Origin of the sequence: Streptomyces hoynatensis, from assembly GCF_003626535.1 — a bacterium.
Lineage (GTDB): Bacteria > Actinomycetota > Actinomycetes > Streptomycetales > Streptomycetaceae > Streptomyces > Streptomyces hoynatensis.
Map to the genome: position 1 here is coordinate 60,142 of NZ_RBAL01000013.1, position 19,291 is coordinate 79,432.

General features: G+C 77.0%; 15 protein-coding genes and 1 pseudogene. 5 read left to right on the forward strand and 11 right to left on the reverse strand.

All coding sequences use genetic code 11. From position 1 onward, the window contains the following. Positions 1 to 52: 52 nt before the first annotated feature. Positions 53 to 3,139, forward strand: coding sequence for an NHLP bacteriocin export ABC transporter permease/ATPase subunit (locus tag D7294_RS21005; RefSeq protein WP_241562534.1), 3,087 nt, complete (start codon positions 53 to 55; stop codon positions 3,137 to 3,139). 77 nt (positions 3,140 to 3,216) lie between these two features. After that, positions 3,217 to 4,986 (forward strand): RNA polymerase sigma factor, encoded by a 1,770-nt coding sequence (locus D7294_RS21010; protein WP_147450882.1) that lies wholly within the window; start codon positions 3,217 to 3,219, stop codon positions 4,984 to 4,986. Here the strand turns inward: D7294_RS21010 and D7294_RS21015 are convergent. Together D7294_RS21015 and D7294_RS21020 are read right to left on the reverse strand one after the other, a co-directional pair. Next, on the reverse strand, positions 4,931 to 5,884 hold the full coding sequence (locus D7294_RS21015) for an NmrA/HSCARG family protein (protein WP_120682093.1): 954 nt from the start codon (positions 5,882 to 5,884) through the stop codon (positions 4,931 to 4,933). The two genes, D7294_RS21010 and D7294_RS21015, sit on opposite strands and share 56 nt — an antisense overlap. A gap of 58 nt (positions 5,885 to 5,942) precedes the next feature. Then, positions 5,943 to 6,914, reverse strand: coding sequence for an EamA family transporter (locus D7294_RS21020; RefSeq protein WP_174248402.1), 972 nt, complete (start codon positions 6,912 to 6,914; stop codon positions 5,943 to 5,945). A 40-nt stretch (positions 6,915 to 6,954) separates the two neighbouring features. Between D7294_RS21020 and D7294_RS21025 the strand changes: the two are divergent. Then, positions 6,955 to 7,866: pseudogene (locus D7294_RS21025) on the forward strand (LysR family transcriptional regulator); the annotation flags it as partial. A 196-nt stretch (positions 7,867 to 8,062) separates the two neighbouring features. On the opposite strand, the gene D7294_RS21030 reads toward D7294_RS21025, so the two are convergent. Beyond that, positions 8,063 to 9,559: an MFS transporter gene (locus tag D7294_RS21030; protein WP_120682097.1), complete on the reverse strand. Its 1,497-nt coding sequence runs from the start codon at positions 9,557 to 9,559 to the stop codon at positions 8,063 to 8,065. A gap of 118 nt (positions 9,560 to 9,677) precedes the next feature. Between D7294_RS21030 and D7294_RS21035 the strand changes: the two genes are divergently transcribed. Both D7294_RS21035 and D7294_RS21040 read left to right on the forward strand, forming a co-directional pair. Further along, positions 9,678 to 10,280 (forward strand): TetR/AcrR family transcriptional regulator, encoded by a 603-nt coding sequence (locus D7294_RS21035; RefSeq protein WP_120682099.1) that lies wholly within the window; start codon positions 9,678 to 9,680, stop codon positions 10,278 to 10,280. A 147-nt stretch (positions 10,281 to 10,427) separates the two neighbouring features. Next, on the forward strand, positions 10,428 to 11,174 hold the full coding sequence (locus D7294_RS21040) for a calcium-binding protein (protein ID WP_120682101.1): 747 nt from the start codon (positions 10,428 to 10,430) through the stop codon (positions 11,172 to 11,174). A gap of 175 nt (positions 11,175 to 11,349) precedes the next feature. Here the strand turns inward: D7294_RS21040 and D7294_RS21045 are convergent, their stop codons facing one another. The 8 genes from D7294_RS21045 to D7294_RS21080 all read right to left on the reverse strand — a co-directional run bounded on the left by D7294_RS21045 (position 11,350) and on the right by D7294_RS21080 (position 19,080). After that, complete coding sequence (locus D7294_RS21045) at positions 11,350 to 12,339, reverse strand: phosphotriesterase family protein (RefSeq protein ID WP_120682103.1); 990 nt, start codon at positions 12,337 to 12,339, stop codon at positions 11,350 to 11,352. Then, entirely contained in the window at positions 12,336 to 13,478 is a 1,143-nt protein-coding gene (locus tag D7294_RS21050; protein ID WP_120682105.1) for an NAD(P)-dependent oxidoreductase, read from the reverse strand. Before D7294_RS21050 ends, D7294_RS21045 begins: the two co-directional genes overlap by 4 nt. 2 nt (positions 13,479 to 13,480) lie before the next feature. Beyond that, entirely contained in the window at positions 13,481 to 14,206 is a 726-nt protein-coding gene (locus D7294_RS21055; protein WP_120682107.1) for an SDR family oxidoreductase, read from the reverse strand. A 154-nt stretch (positions 14,207 to 14,360) separates the two neighbouring features. After that, positions 14,361 to 15,932 (reverse strand): xylulokinase, encoded by a 1,572-nt coding sequence (locus D7294_RS21060; RefSeq protein ID WP_120682109.1) that lies wholly within the window; start codon positions 15,930 to 15,932, stop codon positions 14,361 to 14,363. After that, a complete protein-coding gene (locus tag D7294_RS21065) occupies positions 15,929 to 16,837 on the reverse strand; it encodes an SIS domain-containing protein (protein ID WP_120682111.1) in 909 nt (302 codons plus the stop codon). The genes D7294_RS21060 and D7294_RS21065 overlap by 4 nt, the downstream gene beginning before the upstream one ends. Then, positions 16,834 to 17,820, reverse strand: a complete 987-nt coding sequence (locus tag D7294_RS21070; protein ID WP_120682113.1) for a shikimate dehydrogenase family protein — start codon at positions 17,818 to 17,820, stop codon at positions 16,834 to 16,836. Before D7294_RS21070 ends, D7294_RS21065 begins: the two co-directional genes overlap by 4 nt. After that, positions 17,817 to 18,512 (reverse strand): deoxyribose-phosphate aldolase, encoded by a 696-nt coding sequence (gene deoC, locus D7294_RS21075; protein WP_120682115.1) that lies wholly within the window; start codon positions 18,510 to 18,512, stop codon positions 17,817 to 17,819. The genes D7294_RS21070 and deoC overlap by 4 nt, the downstream gene beginning before the upstream one ends. After that, positions 18,505 to 19,080, reverse strand: a complete 576-nt coding sequence (locus tag D7294_RS21080; protein ID WP_158674668.1) for a glucose-6-phosphate isomerase family protein — start codon at positions 19,078 to 19,080, stop codon at positions 18,505 to 18,507. The genes deoC and D7294_RS21080 overlap by 8 nt, the downstream gene beginning before the upstream one ends. Positions 19,081 to 19,291: the final 211 nt, after the last annotated feature.

Here is a 19,291-nt window from a genome sequence, read left to right on the forward strand (position 1 = left end):
CCGGCTCTCCCTGGCGGACCCCTCCGTGCTGTGGCTGGTCGTCGCGGGCGCCATGGACCTGTTCGCGGTGGACGCGGCGCGGGAGGGGCCCTGGCACTTCCTCGGCAGGCTGGACGCCGGCACGCTGCTGCTCGGCTCGGTCGCCGGCCCCCGGCACACGCTGGCCGCCCGCCCGCTGCCCGGCTGCCTGCTGCGCCGCATCCCGCTGTACGAGATACCCGAGACGTACGAGACACCCGAGACGTACGAGACGCCCGGGGCGTACGAGACGTACGGGGTGTACGGGGCGCCGGAGACGTACGGGGTGCCCGGGGCGTACGGGATGCCGGGGAACGCGGTCGCGCACGGCGGGGGGTACGCGGCGGGCGCGCCCCCGGCGTACGGCGACGGGTACGGCACCGGCGCGGGCGGGGCGTACGGCACCGCGCCCGGCGGGGCCTGGGCCGCGGGGCAGCCCGGGGAACCGGGCCGCCGGCAGGACCCGGCCCAGGGGTGGGCGCAGGAGTGGGGCCAAGGGTGGGGCGGGCAGGGGCAGTTCCGGGACGGGGCGGCGGCGGGGCCGCTTGAGGAGGCGTTCGCGCGGGGCGTCGGCCACGGCCTGCGGGTGCTGTACGAGGCCCCGCTGAACGGGCGGGCCGCGGCCCCTGGCGCGGCCGACGAGGACATCCTGTGGCTCCAGGTGCCCCCGGGCGGCGTGCGGTACGGCGCCCCCGCGGCGGCGGGCGAGGGCGGCAGCCTGCTCCTGGACGGCGGGATGTGGCGGGGCATGATCGACCGGCAGCACCGGCTGCTGCGCGCCCTGGACCGCTGGATCGAGCAGGTGGAGCGCGCCCACGAGGACCGGGCCGCGGCCGGGCTCAGGGCGGGCGAGGCGGCCCGCACCCGGGCCGACGAGGCGCTGCTCGCCTCCATCGACGGCGGCCGCCCGCCGCAGGCGGGGGCCGACGCCACCTACGCCGCCTGCCGCCTCGTCGCCGAGGAGGCCCGCATCGCCCTCGGGCCGGCCGCCCCCGCCGCCGGCGCCGCGGACGGCACCGATCCCGTGGAGCGCCTCGCGCTCGCCGCCCGGGTCCGCACCCGCCGGGTGCGGCTCGCCGGCCGGTGGTGGCGGGAGAACAGCGGCCCCCTGGTGGGCTGGCGGCTGCGCGCCACGGCCGACGGAACCGACGGAACGTCCGGGACCGACGGGACCGACAGGACGTCCGGGACGGACGGGACGGGCCGGACGGACGGGACCGACGGGACCGACGGGACGGCGGGGACGACCGAAGCAGCGGGGGCGGCGGAGGCGGTGCCGGTGGCGCTCCTGTGGCGGCGCGGCGGCTACGTGGCCCTCGACCCCGCCACCGGCCGCAGGGAGCGCGTCGGCGCGCGGAACGCCGCGGCCCTGGCCCCGCACGCCGTCATGTTCTACCGCCCGCTGCCCGACCGGCCGTTGAGCCTGCCGCGGCTGCTGTACTTCAGCCTGCGCGGCACCCGCGGCGAGCTGCGCAGGCTCGTGCTTGGCGGCCTCGTCTCCGTCGGCCTCGGCGCGCTGGTGCCCCTGGCCACCGGCAAGGTGCTGGGCGAGTACGTGCCCCGCGGCGAGACCGGCCCCCTCGTGCGGGTCGGCGTGGCGCTGCTGGCGATCGGCCTCGTCTCGGCCGCCTACGCGCTGCTCCAGAACCTCGCCATCCTCCGCATCGAGGGCCGCATCGAGGCCACCCTGCAACCGGCCGTGTGGGACCGGCTGCTCCGGCTGCCGCCGCCGTTCTTCGCGGGCCGCTCCACCGGCGAACTCGCCGCCGCCGCCATGGGCATCAGCGCCATCCGCCGCGTCCTGTCGGGCACCGGCTCGGTGTGCGTGCAGGCGGGTGCGGTCGGCGCGGTGAACCTCGTGCTGCTCCTCGTCTACAGCGTGCCGCTGGCGCTGGTGGCCCTCGCCATGCTGCTGGCCGTCGCCGGGCTCTTCGCCGGACTCGGGCTGTGGCAACTCCGGTACCAGCGGCGGCTGGTGCGGCTGACCAACCGGCTGAGCAACCAGGCGTTCCAGACCCTGCGCGGGCTGCCCAAGCTGCGGGTGGCCGCCGCCGAGAGCTTCGCCTACGCCGCCTGGGCGGGGGAGTTCGCCCGCACCCGCGCGCTGCATCAGCGCATCGGCCGGGTCAAGAACACCGTGACGGTGCTCAACGCGATCTACCTGCCGCTCAGTTCGCTCCTCATGTTCCTGCTGCTCGCCGGGCCGGCCGAGGGCAGCATGTCGGTCGGCGGGTTCCTCACCTTCAGCACCGCGGTCACGATGCTGCTCTCCTCGGTCACCCAGCTCACCGGCGCGCTGCTGTCGGCGGCCGCGGTGCAGCCGATGTTCGAGCAGGTGCGGCCGATCCTGCGGGAGCCGCCCGAGGTGCGCTCCTCCAGCGTCGCGCCCGGCGAGCTGCGGGGCCGGGTGGAGGCGCGGAACCTGTCCTACCGGTACGCCGAGGACGGTCCCCTGGTGCTGGACGACGTGAGCATCGAGGCGCGCGAGGGCGAGTTCCTGGCGATCGTCGGGCCAAGCGGCTGCGGCAAGTCCACGCTGCTGCGGCTGCTGATCGGCTTCGACCGGCCGCTGTCGGGCAGCGTGCTCTACGACGGGCAGGACCTGGCGGCGCTGGACCAGGCGGCCGTGCGGCGGCAGTGCGGGGTGGTGCTGCAGCACGCGCAGCCGCTGACCGGCTCGCTCCTGGACTGCATCCGCGGCGCGGGGACGTACGCGCTGGAGGAGGTGTGGGAGGCGGTGGCGAAGGCGGGCCTCGCCGAGGACGTCAAGGCCATGCCGATGGGCCTGCACACCGTGCTGTCCGACGGCGGCGGCACCCTCTCCGGCGGGCAGCGGCAGCGGCTGATGATCGCGCAGGCGCTCATCCGCAGGCCGCGGGTCCTCTTCCTCGACGAGGCCACCAGCGCGCTGGACAACGAGGCGCAGCGGGTGGTCATCGAGGCGACCCGCGGGCTGCGCGCCACCCGGATCGTCATCGCCCACCGGCTGTCCACGGTGCTGGACGCGGACCGGGTGGTGGTGCTGCACGACGGGCGGGTGGCGCAGCAGGGACCGCCGGCCGCGCTGCTCGCCGACACCGGCGGGCTCTTCCACGAGCTGGTCCGCCGCCAGCTCCGGTGAACCGCAGGGGGCGCCGCGGGGGAGCGCCAGGAGCACGGCCGGGAGCGTCCCGGCCGTGGCGAGAAGGGCAGGGAGACGTGGCAGACGACGGGATGTCCACCGAACGCGCCCCAGGCGGCGCCGGGGCGCCGGGCGGCGGCCGGCCGGCGGCCGGGCTGCGGCAGGCCCCGGACGCCGTGCTCGCGGCGCGGGCCGGAAGGGGCGACGAGGCGGCCTTCGCCGAGCTGTACGGGCGCCACGCGCGCGCGGTGCGGCGGGAGGCGCGGGACAGCGGGCTGAGCGCGGACGCGGCCGAGGACCTGACCGAGGAGACGTTTCTGCACACCTTGCAGGCGCTCCGCGGCGGCGGGACCGTCGCCCGGGTCCGGGAGCATCTGCTCGCCACCGTGCGGCGGATGGCCGCGGACTGGCCGGCGGAGGGACGGCCCGGGGCGGACCGGCCGGCCGCGGACTGGTCTTCGGCCGGGGACTGGCCGGCGGCGGAGGGCGGCGGGGAGGGGGCCGCCGCGCCGGCGGACGGGAACGCGGCCGGCGGCCCCTCGGCCGAGGAGCAGGCCCTGCGCCGGGCGGAGCGCGGCATCCTCGCCACCGCCTACCGCAGCCTGCCGCCGCGCTGGCGGAAGGTCCTGTGGCTCACCGCCGTCGAACGCCAGCCGCCGGAGCGGGTGGGGCGCGAGCTGGGGCTGACGCCCAACGCCGCGGCCGTGCTGGCCCACCGCGCCCGCGAGGGCCTGCGGCAGGCGTACCTGCAGGCGCACGTGAGCGCCGCGCTGACCGGGCGCGCGTCCTGCCGCCGCTACGCGAACAAGCTGGGGGCCGGCCTGCGCAGGCCCTCGATGCCGCGCGGGCTGCGGCGCCACCTGGACGCCTGCGCCCGGTGCCGTTCCGCCTACCTGGAGCTGGCCGACCTCAACGCGCGGCTGCGGGAGGTGCTGCCGGTGGCGGTGGCGGGCTGGTTCGCCGCCTCCCTGCCCACCGGCGGCTCCCCCGCCCTCGACGTGGCCGCGGGCACCGGGCTCGGCTCCTCGGGGGCGGCGGCGGGGGCGAGCGGAACGGGCGGCGTGCTGGGGAAGTTCGCCGTGGCCGCGGCCGTCGCGCTGGCGGGCGGGCCCGCGGCCCCCGGGGTCGCCCACGCCGCCGGGGACGAGGCCGCCGCGGGGGCCGCCCCGGCCGCGGCGGGGGCGGAGCGGCCCGCGGCCTGGCCCACCGGCCGCGCCGCCGCGGAACCGGCCGCCGGGGAGGCGGGCGGCGGGCCCGCCCGCACCGGTCCCGGCGCCGGCGGGGGGCCGGGCGCCCAGGCGCCCTGCCCGCAGCTGCGGGCCGCCGTGCTGCCCGCCCTGGACTGCGCCGTGACGGCCCTGACCGGCGAACTCGCCGGCGTGACAGGCCCCTTGCTGCCCCTGGCCCAGGCCGGTCCGCTCGGCTCCCTCCCCCTGGACGGCGGCCCGCTGCCCGGCCCGGCCGGCCGCGCGGGGGCCCTGGAGTCGCCCGCCGCACCCGCCCCGCTGCCCGGGGACCCGTCCCCCGCGGGGCCGGGTTCGGTACCCCGTGCCGACGCGCCCGCCGCCCCGCTCGCCGGCTCCGCGGCCGGCGCCCTCCCCGATGCGCTCCAGGACACGCTCCCCGGCGCCGCCGCCGGGGGGCCGGCCCCCGCCGTCGCCACCCTCTCCGCGGCGCTGTCCCCGGCGGCCGGACCGCCGCCGGGCGCACCATCCGCCACGCCGCCCGGCGCGGAGCCCGGCACGGAATCCGCCACGGAGCCCGGCACGCTGTCCGGCGCGCTGTCCGCGCTCACCGGCCGGGACGTTCCCGGGCCGCGGTCCTGGGCGTCCCCGGCCCGGCCGTAGCGGGCGCAGAGGCCCGCGGGCCGTGGGGACCGTGGGGGCGCCTTGCCCGCAGCCAGTCCTCGAAGCTCAGCAGCCCCGGGTGCCTGGCGCGGAGCGCGGGGAGGTCGGCCCGGTACCCGGTCTCGTTCAGCCAGGCGAACATCCGCGCCAACTCCCCTGAGTGAGCGCGCAGTTCCTCGACGGGCTGCCGCTCGAAGCGGGTCGGCACGCCGTCGGCCCGGCCGAGGGCGGCGGCGATCTGCCGTGGGGTCAGCTCGTCGCCCGCGATCTCGATCCTCCGGCCGAGGAACTCCCCCGGGTTGCCGAACGCCTCCGCGGCGATCCGGCCGATGTCGGCCAGGGCGATCATCTGGAGCGGGGTGCCGGCGTCCAGCGCGATCCGGGCCACCCGCGCGCCGTTCTCCGGCCCGGGCAGCAGCGAGAGCCAGTTCTCCATGAAGAAGACCGGCCGCAGCACGGTCGCCGGCGGGCCCCCGGCCGCCAGGTACGCCTCGATCTCCGCCTTGGACTCGAAGTGCCCGACGCCCGAGCCGCGCCCCGCGGCGCCGACCGAGGCGTACACCAGGTGGGCGGCGCCCACGGCCCGGGCCGCGTCGATGACGTTCCTGCCCCGCCGCACCTCGGCCTCGGGGCGCGGGTCGGTCAGGTCGGCGGGCTGCACGCTGAAGACGCCGTACGCGCCCCGCGCCGCCGCGCGCAGCGTCCCCGGCTCGTCGAGGTCCCCGGCGACCGGCCGCGCGCCGAGCGCCGCCAGCGCCCTGGCCCGCGGCGCGGCCGGGTCGCGGACCAGGGCGCGCACCTGCCAGCCCGCGCGCAGCAGGCTGCGGGCGACGGCGCCGCCCTGGCCGCCGGTCGCGCCGGTGACCAGGATGGTCTTTTCCTTCTGCCGGTTCGGCACGGTGAGGGTCCTTCCGTTGGGGTTTGTGGCGCGGGCCGGCGGCGGCCCGGGAGGCGGGTCAGGCCCGTGGCCCGGCGGCCGGCGGGACGGGGCGGGGCGTGGGGGGCGGCGGGGCGGCGGCGGGCGTGCGGCGGCGCCGGGCGGGGGCGGGCAGTTGCCCGGCGACGATGGCGGCGAGCGAGAGGGCGAAGCCCACGAGCTGGACCGGGCCGAGGGTCTGGCCGAGGACCACGGCGCCGAGGACGGCGGCGACCAGCGGGGACAGCAGGACGAGGACGGCGACCGAGGCGACGGGCAGGGTGGTGATCCCGCGGAACCACAGGACGTAGGCGATCAGGCCGCCGACCAGGCCGAGCCAGAGGTAGCCGAGGACGGCGTCGAGGTCGACGGCGGGCGGCGCCCCCTCGGCGAGGAAGGTGACCGGCACCAGGAACAGCCCCCCGGCGCCGAGTTGCCAGCCGGCGAAGGCGGTGGGGCTCGCCCCGGGAGGACGCCCCCAGCGCTTGGTGAGGGTCACGCCGAGCGCCATGGAGGCGGCGCTGCCGAGCCCCGCCGCGACCCCGGCCAGGTCGAACGCCGCCTCGGGCCCTATCACCACGAGGCCCACCCCGAGCACGCCCACCAGCCCCCAGGCGAGGCGCCAGCCGGAGGGGCGTTCGTGCAGGACCGCCACGGCCAGCAGGGCGACGATCAGCGGCTGGGCGGCGGCCAGGGTCGCGGCCACCCCGCCGGGCAGCCGCTCGGCGGCGAGGAACAGCAGGGGGAAGCACAGGCCGATGTTCAGCACGCCCAGCGCCGCGGCCTTCCCCCACCAGGCGCCGCGCGGCAGGGTGCGGGTGAGCGCCAGCGCGATCAGCCCGGCGGGCAGGGCCCGCAGGAGCCCGGCGAAGAGGGGGTGTCCCGGCGGCAGGAACTCGGTGGTGACGACATAGGTCGTGCCCCACACCATCGGCGTGAACGCCGTCAGGGCGGCGCGGGGGAGATTTCCACGGGGGGCACCGCTCCCGGTGCCGGCTGCGGGACTGGTCATGCCCGCAGTCTCGGCTCGCGGCGATCAATGAGTCCAACACATGTTTGTCACGTCATCGATCGTGGTTCACGATGGATCGGTGGAACTCCAGCAGATGCGGTACGTCCTCGCCGTGGCCGAGACGCGCAGCTTCACGCGGGCGGCCGGGCGCTGCCTCGTCGTCCAGTCCGCCCTCAGCCATCAGATCGCGCGCCTGGAAAGGGAGTTGGGCGCGAGGCTCTTCGAACGCACCAGCCGCAGGGTGCGGCTGACGGCGGCCGGGGCCGCGTTCCTGCCCGCGGCCCGCCAGTGCGTGGAGGCCGCGGAACGCGCCGCCGCCGAGGCCGCCGCCGCCGTCGGCGAGGTCCGCGGGCGGCTCGCCGTGGGCCTGATCCCCTCCGTCGCGGCGGTGGACATCCCGCGGGCGCTGCGGGAGTTCCGCGAGCGGTACCCGTCCGTGCGCATCGGCCTGCGGGTGGACGCGAGCGACGAGCTGGTGGAGCAGGTCAAGCAGGGCGCCGTCGAGGTGGCCTTCCTCGGGCTGCCCCTGGACGCGCGGCCCGCGGGGGTCGCCGCCCGCGCCCTCGCCCGGGACCGGCTCGTGGCCGTGGTCGCGCCGGACCATCCGCTCGCCGGGGAGCCGGAGGCCGACCTGCGCAGGCTCGCCTCCGAGGTGTTCGTGGACCTGCCGGCCAGGACGGCCGGACGCGCCCAGTCCGACCGGGCCTTCGCGGCGGCCGGCCTCAGCCGCGAGGTCGCCTTCGAGGTGACCAACGCGGACTTCCTGGCCCGGCTGGTCGGGGAGGGCCTGGGCATCGCCCTGCTGCCCTCGGCCTACGTGCCCCGGCTGGCCGGCCTCGTCACCGTCGAGGTCACCGACGCGCCCGCCCGCGTCGAGTACGTCATCTGGAGCCAGGCCGGCCCGACGCCCGCGGCGGCCGCGTTCCTGGCCGTCCTCGGCGTCCCGCCCGAGCCCGGCCCGGCCTACGCGGCCGATGCCCTTCCCGCTCCGGCCCCTTCCCCTGCGGCCCCTTCCTCCTCGGCTTCCCGGGAGGGCGTTCCCCCGGCGGCGCGCAACGGCCGCGCTCCCCGGGCGCGGGAGGCGGCCGGGGAGCGCGGCGCCGGGACGGCCTGAGCGGGCCGGGCGGCGGGCCGTGGGAGGGCGGCGCTCAGGGGGCGAGGGCGGGGCGGCGGGGGCGGAGGAAGAGGGCGGCGAGCAGGACGCCGAGCAGGACGAGTGCGGCGTTGACGGCGATGGCCAGGGTGACGCCGTGCAGCACCGCCGCGGCCGAGGCGGCGCCCCCGGAGCCCGCGGTGACGACCGCGGCCATGATCGGCGTGCCCATGGTGATGCCGACCTGCTGGGACATCGAGGCGAGGCCGGTGGCCAGGCCCTGTTCGTGGTCGGGGAGGCCGGCGGTGGCGGTGACCATGAAGCCCACGATGACCAGCATGTTGCCGAGGCCGCCGAGGAAGGTGGCGGGCAGCAGCAGGGCCAGCGAGGCGGTCGTGTCGCCCAGCAGGAGCAGGACCGCGGTGAAGACGGCCTGGAGGAGCCCGCCGCCGGCCAGGGCGCCGAGGGTCGAGGTGCGGGCGATCACCCGGGGCGCGAGGGTGCCGCCGGCCACGGTGCCGAGGCCCAGGACGCCGAAGGAGGCCCCGGCGGCCAGCGCGGAGAAGCCGAGGGTCCGCTGCAGGTAGAGCGTCAGCAGGTAGACGAGGGAGGTCTCGGTCACGAAGGCGAGCAGGCCGAGCAGGTTGCCCCAGGCCACGGTGGGTTTCCGCAGGATGTGGACGGGGACCAGGGGCTGGGCGGCGGCGCGTTCGATGCGGTGGAAGACGGCCAGCAGCACCGCGCCGCCCAGCAGGGCCGCCAGGGCGAGGGGGTGCGTCCAGCCGTGCTCGCCGGCCTGGGTCAGGCCGAAGACGAGGGCGAGGAGGCCGAGGGTGACGGTCAGGGAGCCCGGCAGGTCGAGACGCGGGCGTGCGGCCGGTCGCGACTCCCTGATCACGAGGGGGGCGAGGAGGAGGACGGCCAGGGCGACGGGGACGTTGAGGAAGAAGGCCCAGCGCCAGGAGAGCAGGTCGGTGAGGACGCCGCCGAGCACGGCGCCCGCGGTGAACCCGGCGGACATCAGCGCGCCGTTGAGGCCGAGCGCCCGCCGGCGCAGCGGGCCCTCGGGGAAGGCGGTGGTGAGCAGGGCGAGGCCGGCGGGGGTGGCGGCGGCGGTGGCCAGGCCCTGGGCGACCCGGGCGAGGAGGAGGACCTCCGGGTTCGGGGCCAGTCCCCCGGCGAGGGAGGCCAGGCCCAGCAGGCCGATGCCGCCGAGGAAGATCCGCTTGCGGCCGATGAGGTCGCCGATGCGGCCGAGGAAGAGGGTGAAGCCGGCCGCGCACAGGGCGAAGGAGGTGGCGATCCACTGCAGGTTCGCCAGGGAGAAGCCGAGGCCCTCGCCGATCTCGGGCAGGGCGACGTTCAGGAGGGAGAAGTCGACCGCCAGCATGAACTGGGCGACCAGCAGGACCGCGAGAATCAGCCCGGGGCGCCCGGCCGGGCGGGCGGGTTCCGCGCCGGCCTCGGGGGCGAGCCCGGGGGAGGCCGGGGAGGCCGGGGAGAGGGTGGTGGACGGTGAGGTCGGTGAGGATGGCGAGGACGGCGAGGACATGATCCCTCATTAAAGGTTCTGGAGTTCCGTTACGATGAGGACCGTAGCACCGTCACCGAGCATAAGGGAACCCCGGTCCCGATAAGCGCCTCTGCGCAGGGGCGAGAAGGAGTCAGCCATGCCCACCGCACCGCAGCCCGGCACCGTCCGCCCCGGCGGGCGCACGGCCCGGGTCCGCGAAGCCGCCCTGCGCGCCGCCGGGGACGTCCTGGCCGAGCGGGGCTTCGACGCGCTCGACCTCGCCGAGATCGCCCGCATCGCGGGGGTCGGCAAGACCACCGTCTACCGCCGCTGGGGGACCGTCGGCGCGCTGGTGGCCGACCTCCTCGACGACATGGCCGAGCAGTCCCTGCCGCGCGCCCGCACCGGCAGCGTGGCGGGGGACCTGCGGGAGAACGCCCGCCTGGTCGTGAAGACCCTCACCGACCCCCGGCAGGGGCGGCTGTTCAAGGCGCTGATCGCCGCCTCCCTCTGCAACGAGCAGGCGGCCCGGGCCCTGCACCGCTTCTACGCCACCCGCATCGACGAGTGGGCCGGCTGCGTCACCGACGGCGTCGAGCGCGGGGAGCTGCCCGCGGGCACGGACCCGAGGAGGGTGATCGCCGACGTCTCCGCGCCGCTGTACTACGCCCTGCTCAACACCGGGGAGCCGCTCGACCTCCGGGCGGCCGACCGCGCGGCGGACGCGGCCCTGGCCGCCGCCCGCGCCGGGCTGGCGTGACCCCCGCGGCCCCCGGGGCCGGGGCGGGAGCGGGGAAAGCCGGAAAGCGGGTGGGCGAAGTGGCCGGGTGGGGAAGGAGAGTGGACAGCACCACGTGTTGTTCCGTACACGACACCCACTCCCCCTCGTGAGGTGAGGACGCACCCCATGAACCGGACACGACTCATCCCCGCTTCCTCCGCGGCGGCCCTGGCCCTGCTCGCCGCCGGGGCGGCCGCCACCCCCGCCGCCGCCGAGGACGGCGCGGCCTACGCCACCGTCGGCGCGAACTGGCGCACCCAGTCGATCTCCTACGTGGCCGCGGCCGGCCAGGAGAACGACCTCTACGCCACCTCCCTGGGCCCGGGCACCGAGGGCCGGCGCATCGGCTTCAACGACGAGGTGCCGATCCTGCCGGGGGACCACTGCACCTACCTCGACCCGAACGACGACACCTTCGTGGTGTGCGAACTGCCCACGGACAGCAGCAGACCCGACGACATACGCATCCAGCTCGGCGACGGCGACGACGGCATGTTCACCAACGACCCGGGGGTCACCGAGGTGCACGGCGGGGCGGGCGACGACGAGTTGCACGCCCACACCGCCCGCGTGGTGACCGGGGACGCGGGCGACGACATGCTGATGGGCAGCCGCTACCTGTTCGGCGGCGCCGGCATGGACCACCTGATGGGCAGCATCGCCGACGAGATCCTCAGCGGCGGGCGCGGCGACGACATGATCGAGGGCAACGAGGGCAACGACGTCGCCGACGGCGGCGCCGGGAACGACGAGATCAGCGGCGGCGACGGCAACGACGTCCTCTACGGCGGCTTCGGCGACGACATGCTCTCGGGCGATGCCGGCCGCGACCTCGTGCTCGGCGGCCCCGGGCACGACGAGGTGACCGGCTGAGGCGGCGGGCGCGCCGCCCGGGACCGCCCGGACGGCACGGCCCCCGGCACCCACGCGCCCGCGGGCGGCCCGAGCCGCGCCGCCCGCGGGCGCGTGGGCCGGGATCGAGGCCCTGGCCACCGTCCCGCCCGGGTGGCCCCGCCCCGCCCGCGGCCGGCCGGTGCCGCGCGGCGGCTCAGCCTCCCGCCTCCCCGCCCGGCTCCCGCGGCGGGTGCCCACTCAGCCAGGCGGCCGGGTTGCGGGAGGTGACGGCCCGGGTCAGGTCCTCGCCCCCGGCCGCGCGCAGCCGGGGCAGGAAGCGCTCCCCGAGGTAGGCGAGGCCGGGCATGCCGCCGTAGGCCGTGTACCTGCTGCGGCGCGCGACGTCGCCGCCGAGCAGCAGGCGGTCGGCGCGGCCCGCGGCGGCCACGGCGAGGAGGCAGCCGAGGACGGTGGAATCCGGCCAGGACCGGTGGCGGGCGAGGCCGTCGTAGCCCAGGTAGGCGCCGGTGGCGGCGAGTTCGGCGTGCAGCCCCGGGTCGGGGTTGCGGTCCACGTGGGCCAGGGCGACGCGCCGGGCGGGCACGCCGTGCCCGGCGAGCAGCGCGAGGACCTCGAAGGCGGCGCTGCCGTGTTCCAGGTGCACCATGACGGCGGCCCCGGTGCGGCGGTGGGCCTCCCCCACCGCCTCCAGCACCCGCCGTTCGAAGGGGCCGATCGACCAGTAGCCGAGGCCGGCCTTCAGCACCCCGGCCAGGACCGGCTCGCCGCCCGGGGTCCGGGCCAGGGGTTCCGGGGTGGGCGCGTCGCGCACGGGCAGTCCGCGGGTCAGCTCGGCCGTGAACCTCGCGGCGAGGGCGGCGGCGTCCAGGGCGGTGAGCCAGTGGCCCTCGCCGTAGTGGGCGTGGCGGTGGGCCCCCGTGGTGGCGACGACGGTGAGGCCGGTGCGCGCGCTGATGCGGGCGAGGGCCGCGGGGCGGCGCCCGAGCCCGACGGGGGTGGCGTCCACCATCGCCGTGACGCCCGAGGCGCGGAGCAGCGCGGCCTCCGCCTCGCTCGCCGCCTCGTCGTCCAGGTCCTCGCCCGGCAGCAACGGGCTGCGCTGGAAGAGGTGTTCGTGGTAATCCCAGACGGCGGACGGGTCGCGGGGCCGGTCGCCGAGGACGGTGCGGACGCGGCCGGTCATCCGGGCCGGTCCGCGACGAGGTGGGCCGGGGTGCGTCCGGCGAGGACGGCCAGCACGCTGTCCACCGCGGCGGCGCCCATCCGGTCCACGGCCTCCACGGTCTGGGCGGCGACGTGCGGGGTGAGGATCACGCGGTCGCGCAGGTCCTCGGCGAGCAGCGGCCCGCCCGCGCCGCCGTGCTCGGCGTGGAGGGTGTCGGCGGCGTAGGCGGCGAGCCGCCCGGCGCGCAGCGCCTCGGCGAGGGCCGCCTCGTCCACCAGGTCGCCCCGTGCGGTGTTGACGAGGATCAGCGGGGAGGCGGCCGTGGCCAGCCAGGAGGCCGTGACCAGGGTGCGGCCGCCGGGGGCGTGCAGGGTGACGATGTCGCAGCGGCGGGGCAGTTCGGCGAAGGGCACGGGGGTGACGCCGAGTTCGCGCAGGGCGGGCTCGCCGAGCAGCGGGTCGTGGCCGAGGACGCGGCAGCCGAAGCCGGTCAGCCTGGCGGTGACCTCGCGGCCGACGCGGCCCAGGCCGACGACGCCGACGGTGGCGCCGGCCAGCTCGCGGGAGCGCCAGGGGCGCCAGTCCCCCTCCCTGATCCGCCGGTTGCCCAGGGCCACGCCGCGGACGGCGGCCAGCAGCAGGGCGAGGGTGTGGTCGGCCACGGCGCGGGTGTTGGCGCCCGGGGTGTTCGTGACGAGGATGCCGAGGCGGGCGGCGGCGGCCCGGTCCACGGCGTCCACGCCCACGCCGTAGCGCGCGACGATCCGCAGCCTCGGGGCCGCGGCGAGGTGGGCCGCGGTGACGGGTCCCGTCCCGGCGATCCAGGCGACGGCCTCCCGCAGCGGCCCGGCCAGTTCGGCCGGGTCGTGGGAGGGCGCGCCGCGCACCACGCGGCAACCGGCCTCGCGCAGGCGGCGGTTCAGGTCGAGGGCGCCGGAGGAGAAGGAGCGCGAGGTGACCAGCACCAGGGGCCCCGGGCCTGCCTCGGCGAAACCGCCGGGGCCGTCGGGGAGTTCGGGAACGTCGGGGAGTTCGGGAACGTCGGGGCCTTCGGGAACGTCGGGGGCACGGGGGTCTTCGGGAACGTCGGGCGCGTGCGGGCCCCGGGCGGCCCTGGGCGTTTCCGGGACGGGTGCGGTGGGGTCGGCGGCGGTCATGCTCAGGCGTCCTGCGCGGTGGGGGCGAGGACGGCCTGCCGCAGGCTGAGGTGCTGGGGCAGCCGGTAGGCGTGCAGCATGGCGGCGGCGATGTCCTCGGGGGCGAGGCCGCCGCCGATGCTCCGCTTGTAGTCCAGGTAGCCGTCGAGGACCGCGCCCGGGCCGGTGCTCCCGAGGAGTTCGGTGTCGACCATGCCGGGGGAGATCAGCAGGACGCGGACGTCGTAGGGCGCCATCTCGCGGCGCAGCCCCTCGGTCATCGCGTGCAGGGCGAACTTGGTGCCGCAGTAGACGGTGTGGTCGCCGTAGAGGGTGGCGCCCGCGATGGAGCCGATGTTCATCACGGTGCCGCCGCGGCGGGCCCGCATCGCCGGGAGCACCAGCCGGGCCAGCTGGATCGGGGCGACGCAGTTGACGTCGAACATCCGCTGCACGTGCGCGGCCGGCAGTTCCTCGACGGGGGCCAGGGACATCAGCCCGGCGTTGTTGATCAGCAGGTCGGTGGGGCCGAACTCTTCCTCTGCGGCGGCAAGGTGGGCCGCGACGGCCGCCGTGTCCGTGACGTCGACGGCGGCGGTCCTGGCGCGGGGCAGGCCGAGCGCGGCCAGCCGGTCCGCGCGGCGGGCCAGCAGGAGCAGCGGGTGTCCTGCGGCGGAGAAGGCCCGGGCGGCGGCGGCGCCGATGCCCGAGCTGGCCCCGGTGATGACGACGAGGGCGCGGTCTGTCATGTCCTTCGGTCCTGTTCTGGTGTGCGGGGGCGTTCCCCGGGCGCGCCGGGCGCCGGGCGCCCCGGGGGCGTGCGGGGGCGGGCTCGCGCGGCGCGCGAGCCGGTGTGGGGGTGCGGGCGGCGGGGTGCGCCGGGCGCGTGCGGGCGGCTGCCGGTCAGGGCCCGGTGGTTCCCGGGTCGGAGTCCCGCTCCGCGGCCAGGGCGGCGTGGGCGGCGAGCGCCGCCTCGAAGCGGCGGCGGCCCGTCGCGTAGGCCGCCGCGGCGGCGGGCTCGGGCAGGTGGCGGCCGGTCACCGCGTGCGCCGCGTCGGCCGGGGCGAAGTCGCGCCAGGCCCCGATGCCGACGAAGCCGATGGCGGCCGTGCCCAGCGCGGCGGCCTGCCGCTCCACGCCGGTGCGGAGCAGGGGAACGCCGAGGACGTCGGCGTAGATCCGGTTCCACAGCGGGTGGCGGCTGCCGCCGCCGGTGATCAGAAGCTCCTCCTCGCAGGGGGTGAGCCGGCGCATCTCGTCGAGGCTGCGGCGCAGCGCGTAGGCGACGCCCTCCAGGCCCGCGCGGGCCACGTCGGCGCGGCCGTGGGCCAGGTCGAGCCCGCACAGCACGCCGCGGGCCGCGGGCCCGCCCTCCAGCGGGGTGCCGCCGCTGAGCATCGGCAGCATCAGCACGCCGCGGGCCAGGGCGGGGGCGGTGCCGGCCTCGTCGACGAAGGCGCCGACGGACATGCCCGGCGCGATCAGGTCCCGCAGCCACTCGATGCTGCTGCCCGAGGAGAAGGTGGACAGGGCGCTGACGAACAGTCCCGGCACCGCGTGCGCGAACACGTAGGGGCGGCTGGCGAAGTCGAGGACGGGCGCGGCGGTGGTGACGGTGATCCAGCTGGAGGAGCCGAGCGCGGCGAAGATCCGGCCCGGGGCGGTGCCGCGGGAGCCCAGGGCCATGCAGGCGTTGTCCACGGCCCCGGCGAGCACCGGGGTTCCCGCGGTCAGGCCGAGCGCGTCCGCCGCCTCCCTGGTGAGCGTGCCGACGACGTCGGTGGCCTCGCGGAGCGGCGGCAGCAGGGCGGGGTCGAGCCCGCCCGCGGCCAGGAGTTCGGGGTCGAAGCCGCGGGCGGTCAGGTCGTAGGCGCCGCTGCCCGAGGCGTAGGTGTGGTCGGTGGCGAGTTCCCCGGTGAGGCGGAGGTTGATCCAGTCCTTGCAGCCGGTGACCACGCGGGCGCGGGCCCAGCTCTCCGGGCGGTGGGCCCGGTACCAGGCGGCCTTGAACAGCGGGTAGAGCGCCGGGGGGAAGCCGTTGCCGGTGCGCTCGTACCAGTCGCGTTCCGGGAAGCGGGCGAAGAACGCGGCGGCCTCGGCCCCGGCGCGGGCGTCCGACCAGATCGGCGTGACCGGCTCCACGGGCTCGCCGTGCCGGTCGAGCAGCAGCGTGCCGAGGCTGTGGCCCGAGAGGGAGACGCCGTCCACGCCCGTCCCCGCGGGGCGGCGGGCGGTGACCTCGCGGGCCGCGGTGACGACGGCCCGCCACCAGTCCGCGGGGCGTTGCTCGTTGCGCCCCGCGGCGGGGTGGTGGGTGGGGTACTCGGCGACGGCCTCGGCCAGGCAGGCGCCCTGGGCGGTCCACAGCGAGGCCTTGCAGCCGCCGGTGCCCAGGTCGAGCGCCAGCACGGTGGCCGCGCCCGTGCCCGTGGCTCTGCCCGTGCCGGCGGGGGTGCCGGTGGGGGTGCCGGTCATGGCTGGCCTCCCGGGGAGCGGATGTCGCCGCCGGCCTCGTGGCGCATGACGGCCAGCTGGCTCTTCATCCGGCGCACCCGCTCGCGGTGTTCCGAGCTGCGGCGCAGGGCGACGCCGGTGGCGAGGATGTCGATGACGACCAGGCCGGCGAGGCGGCTGGTGCTGGGCGTGTAGACGTCGGTGTCCTCGAAGGTGACGGCCTTCAGGGTGATGTCGGCGAGTTCGGAGAGGGGGCCCTCGTTGCCGACGAGGGCGATCACCTTCGCGCCGTTCTTGCGGGCGGCGCGGGCGACGGTGAGGGTCTCCGCGGTGTGCCCGGTGTTGGAGACGGCGAAGGTGACCGCGCCCGGGCGGCTCATCGAGGCGGCGATGAACTGCTGGTGGAAGTCGGCCGGCGCGTCGCAGGGCACCCCGAACAGGGGGAACTTCTGCTGCGCGTCCTGGGCGATGATGCCGCTGGCGCCCAGCCCGGCGAACAGGATGCTCTCGGCCTCGAACAGGGCCTGGATGGCCCGCTCGACGGCCTCCGGGTCGAGGTTGCGGCGGGCGCGGTCCAGGCTGGTGATGGTGTGGTCGAAGATCTTGCCGGCGAGGTCCGCGCTGTCGTCGTCGGCGGCGATCGCCGAGTGGGTGACGGGCAGGCCGAGCGCGACGGTCTGGGCCAGCTGGATGCGGAAGTCCTGGAAGCTGCGGCAGCCGACGGAGGAGCAGAACCGCATCACGGTGGGCTCGCTGACGCCCGCCACCTGGGCGTACTCGGCCATGGTGAGCTGCATCGCGCGGGCCGGGTCGAGCAGCACGGCCTCGCCGACCTTGCGCTCGGAGCGGCGCAGGGTGGGCATGGCGCGCGTGATGCGCTCCAGCAGCGTCTCGGTGGTGCGGGGGGTGCTCTCGGTCTCGGTCATCGCGCCGCCTCCTGATTCGTGGCCTGGCCGGCGAGCACGGACAGCTCCTCGAAACGCGGTCCGGACTCCGGGACATGGACGCGGAAGACCTCGGCGATCACCTGCGTCCAGCCGTGCAAGAAATAGACCCAACCGTCGGCGACACGCAACGAGCGGCGAGCGGCCTGGGCGCGGGCCTGATCGAGGAAGACCAGGTCGCCGCGGTAGTTGAGGTCCCAGGCGAGTCCGCGCTCGGGGAAGGTGGCGGCGGCGGTCAGGGGGGAGCCCGGGGCGTCCTTGCCCAGCCCGGTGGCGTTGACGACGAGGGAGCCGGGCGGCAGGGCGGCCAGGGCCGCGTCGTTGCGCTCCGCCCCGTCGGCCAGGACCCGGCGCAGCTCGGTGCCGGTCCCGGTCCGCTCGTGCAACGCGCCCAGGTGCGCGAGCCGTTCGGCGGACCGGTCGGTGACGGTGAGGCGCCGGGGCCGGTCGGCCCCCCGGTCCGGGTGGGTGAGGTACCAGCTGATGGCGACGGTGGCGCCCCCGGCGCCCAGGCACAGCGCCTCGGCCTCGCCGCCCGCCCAGTGGCCCTCGGGGAGGAGGGCGCGCAGGGCAAGGCCGGAGGAGACCGCGTCCTTGGCGTGGGCGGTGAGGCGGCCCTCCGGCTTGGAGAGGCAGCTGGCCTCGGCCATCAGCCGGGCGTGCGGGTCGATGTCCTCGAACAGGTCCTGGCAGGCCCGGTACAGGTTCAGCTTGTGCGTGGTGATCAGCGCGCCGAGGCTGAGCTCGTCGCCCGCGATGAACTCCACGACGCGCCGGTACTCCTCGCGCGTGGCGTCCAGCGGCAGGTCGATGCCGCGCAGCCTGGCGCCGTCGAGTCCGAGGTGCTCGGCCCAGCGGGGGAAGACCCGCTGGATGGAGGAGCGTCCGGTGCTGACGCCGATGAAGTAGAGGGTGGGGGCAGCGGCGGGCACCAGGGTCCGCGCGGTGAGGACGGGCAGGGTCACGCCGCCGCCTCCCCGGCCGCGGTGACCGCGGCGACGGCGGCCGTGAGGTTCATGCCGAAGCGCCGCACGCCGAGTTCCTCCATGGTGCGGATGGTCGCCAGGTCCCGGATGCCGCCCGCGGCCTTCAGCAGCGTTCCCTCGCCGATCTCCGCGCGGATGAGGCGGATGTGGTCCGGGGTGGTGGGGCGCCCCGACCAGCCGGTGCCGGTTTTCAGCCAGGGGACGCCCGCCTCGGCGACGCAGTGGGCGGCGGCGCGGATCTCCTCCTCGGTGAGGCGGCCCACCTCGATGATGGCGCGCAGCGGCACGGCCCCGTCCACGAGCCGCCGGACGGCGTCGAGTTCGCGGCGCACGTAGCCGGTCTCGCCCGACTTGAGCCGGCCGATGGCGATGACGACGTCGAGTTCGCCGACGCCGAGGCCGAGCAGTTCGCGCGCCTCGGCGAGCTTGGCCGCGGTGGTGGCGCCGCCGGAGGGGAAGCCGACGGGCGCCCCGGCGAGGGTGCCGGAGCCGGCCAGCAGCTCGCGCAACTCCGGGACCCAGGAGGGCAGCACGTGGGCGCTGACGAAGCCGTGGGCGCGGGCCGCGGCGGCGAGCCGGTCGATGTCGGGGCGGCCGTGCTCCGCCTGCACGCAGGAGATGTCGATGCGCCGGGCGAGAGACCCGGCGGGGGGTCGCGGGGATTCAGTCATGGCGGTATCCGGTGTGGTCGGGGTTGGGCCTGGTGCGCCAGCCGTCGCCGTCGCGGACCACGAGCTGCCGCATGCCGCCGGCGCGGGCGATCAGCTCGTAGTCCTGCCCGGCGTCCGCGGCGTAGGCGAAGAGGGTGGCGAGGCGGGTGGTGCCGACGTTGACCGAGCGGTGCACCCAGTGGCCGGGGATGTGCACGGCCTGTCCCGGGCCGATCTCCAGCGCGTGGGACTCCCCCTGCAGGGAGTCCATGAGGATGACGCCGTGGCCGCTGAGGCCGTAGTAGACCTCGGCCCGGCCGGCGTTGCGGTGCAGGTGCCCGCGGGTGAGGTAGAACTCCTCGCCGATCGTGCCGGGTTCCATGACGCTCAGGCCCACGGTGAGCGCGCCCTCGCCCTGCTCCGGGGTGCTGCTCTCCACCCAGTAGACGGGCGCGCCCGAGTCGGCGGCGAGGGCGGCCTCGAAGGCGGCGGTGTCGCGGTAGAGCCCGGCCAGGTCGCCGAGGGTCTTGGTGTACCTGGCGTCGGCGCCGGGCATGGTGCCGTCCTCCGGGCGGGTTTCGAGCAGCACCGGGGGGACGGGAAGGGATGCGGGGCTCGCGGGCACAGGCTCCTCCATACAGAAGCGTTGAGTAGCGGTGAGTAGCAGAACTAGCTGCGACTGCTCGGCAGCCGGGGGTCTTATCCGGCAACTGACCAGATAAAGGGGCAAAAAAACTGAGCAAACCGTCTTGATCGTGCGGGTTCTTGGGGCGACTGTGTAGCGAAACAACCTTTCCTGG

Excerpts from the sequence above, each read along its gene's own strand:
- deoC (WP_120682115.1), bottom strand. The coding sequence starts at position 18,512 with ATGACTGAATCCCCGCGACCCCCCGCCGGGTCTCTCGCCCGGCGCATC.
- D7294_RS21050 (WP_120682105.1), bottom strand. The coding sequence starts at position 13,478 with ATGACCGCCGCCGACCCCACCGCACCCGTCCCGGAAACGCCCAGGGCC.
- D7294_RS21035 (WP_120682099.1), top strand. The coding sequence starts at position 9,678 with ATGCCCACCGCACCGCAGCCCGGCACCGTCCGCCCCGGCGGGCGCACG.
- D7294_RS21060 (WP_120682109.1), bottom strand. The coding sequence starts at position 15,932 with ATGACCGGCACCCCCACCGGCACCCCCGCCGGCACGGGCAGAGCCACG.
- D7294_RS21045 (WP_120682103.1), bottom strand. The coding sequence starts at position 12,339 with ATGACCGGCCGCGTCCGCACCGTCCTCGGCGACCGGCCCCGCGACCCG.
- D7294_RS21030 (WP_120682097.1), bottom strand. The coding sequence starts at position 9,559 with ATGTCCTCGCCGTCCTCGCCATCCTCACCGACCTCACCGTCCACCACC.
- D7294_RS21020 (WP_174248402.1), bottom strand. The coding sequence starts at position 6,914 with ATGACCAGTCCCGCAGCCGGCACCGGGAGCGGTGCCCCCCGTGGAAAT.
- D7294_RS21065 (WP_120682111.1), bottom strand. The coding sequence starts at position 16,837 with ATGACCGAGACCGAGAGCACCCCCCGCACCACCGAGACGCTGCTGGAG.
- D7294_RS21005 (WP_241562534.1), top strand. The coding sequence starts at position 53 with ATGGACCTGTTCGCGGTGGACGCGGCGCGGGAGGGGCCCTGGCACTTC.
- D7294_RS21040 (WP_120682101.1), top strand. The coding sequence starts at position 10,428 with ATGAACCGGACACGACTCATCCCCGCTTCCTCCGCGGCGGCCCTGGCC.
- D7294_RS21055 (WP_120682107.1), bottom strand. The coding sequence starts at position 14,206 with ATGACAGACCGCGCCCTCGTCGTCATCACCGGGGCCAGCTCGGGCATC.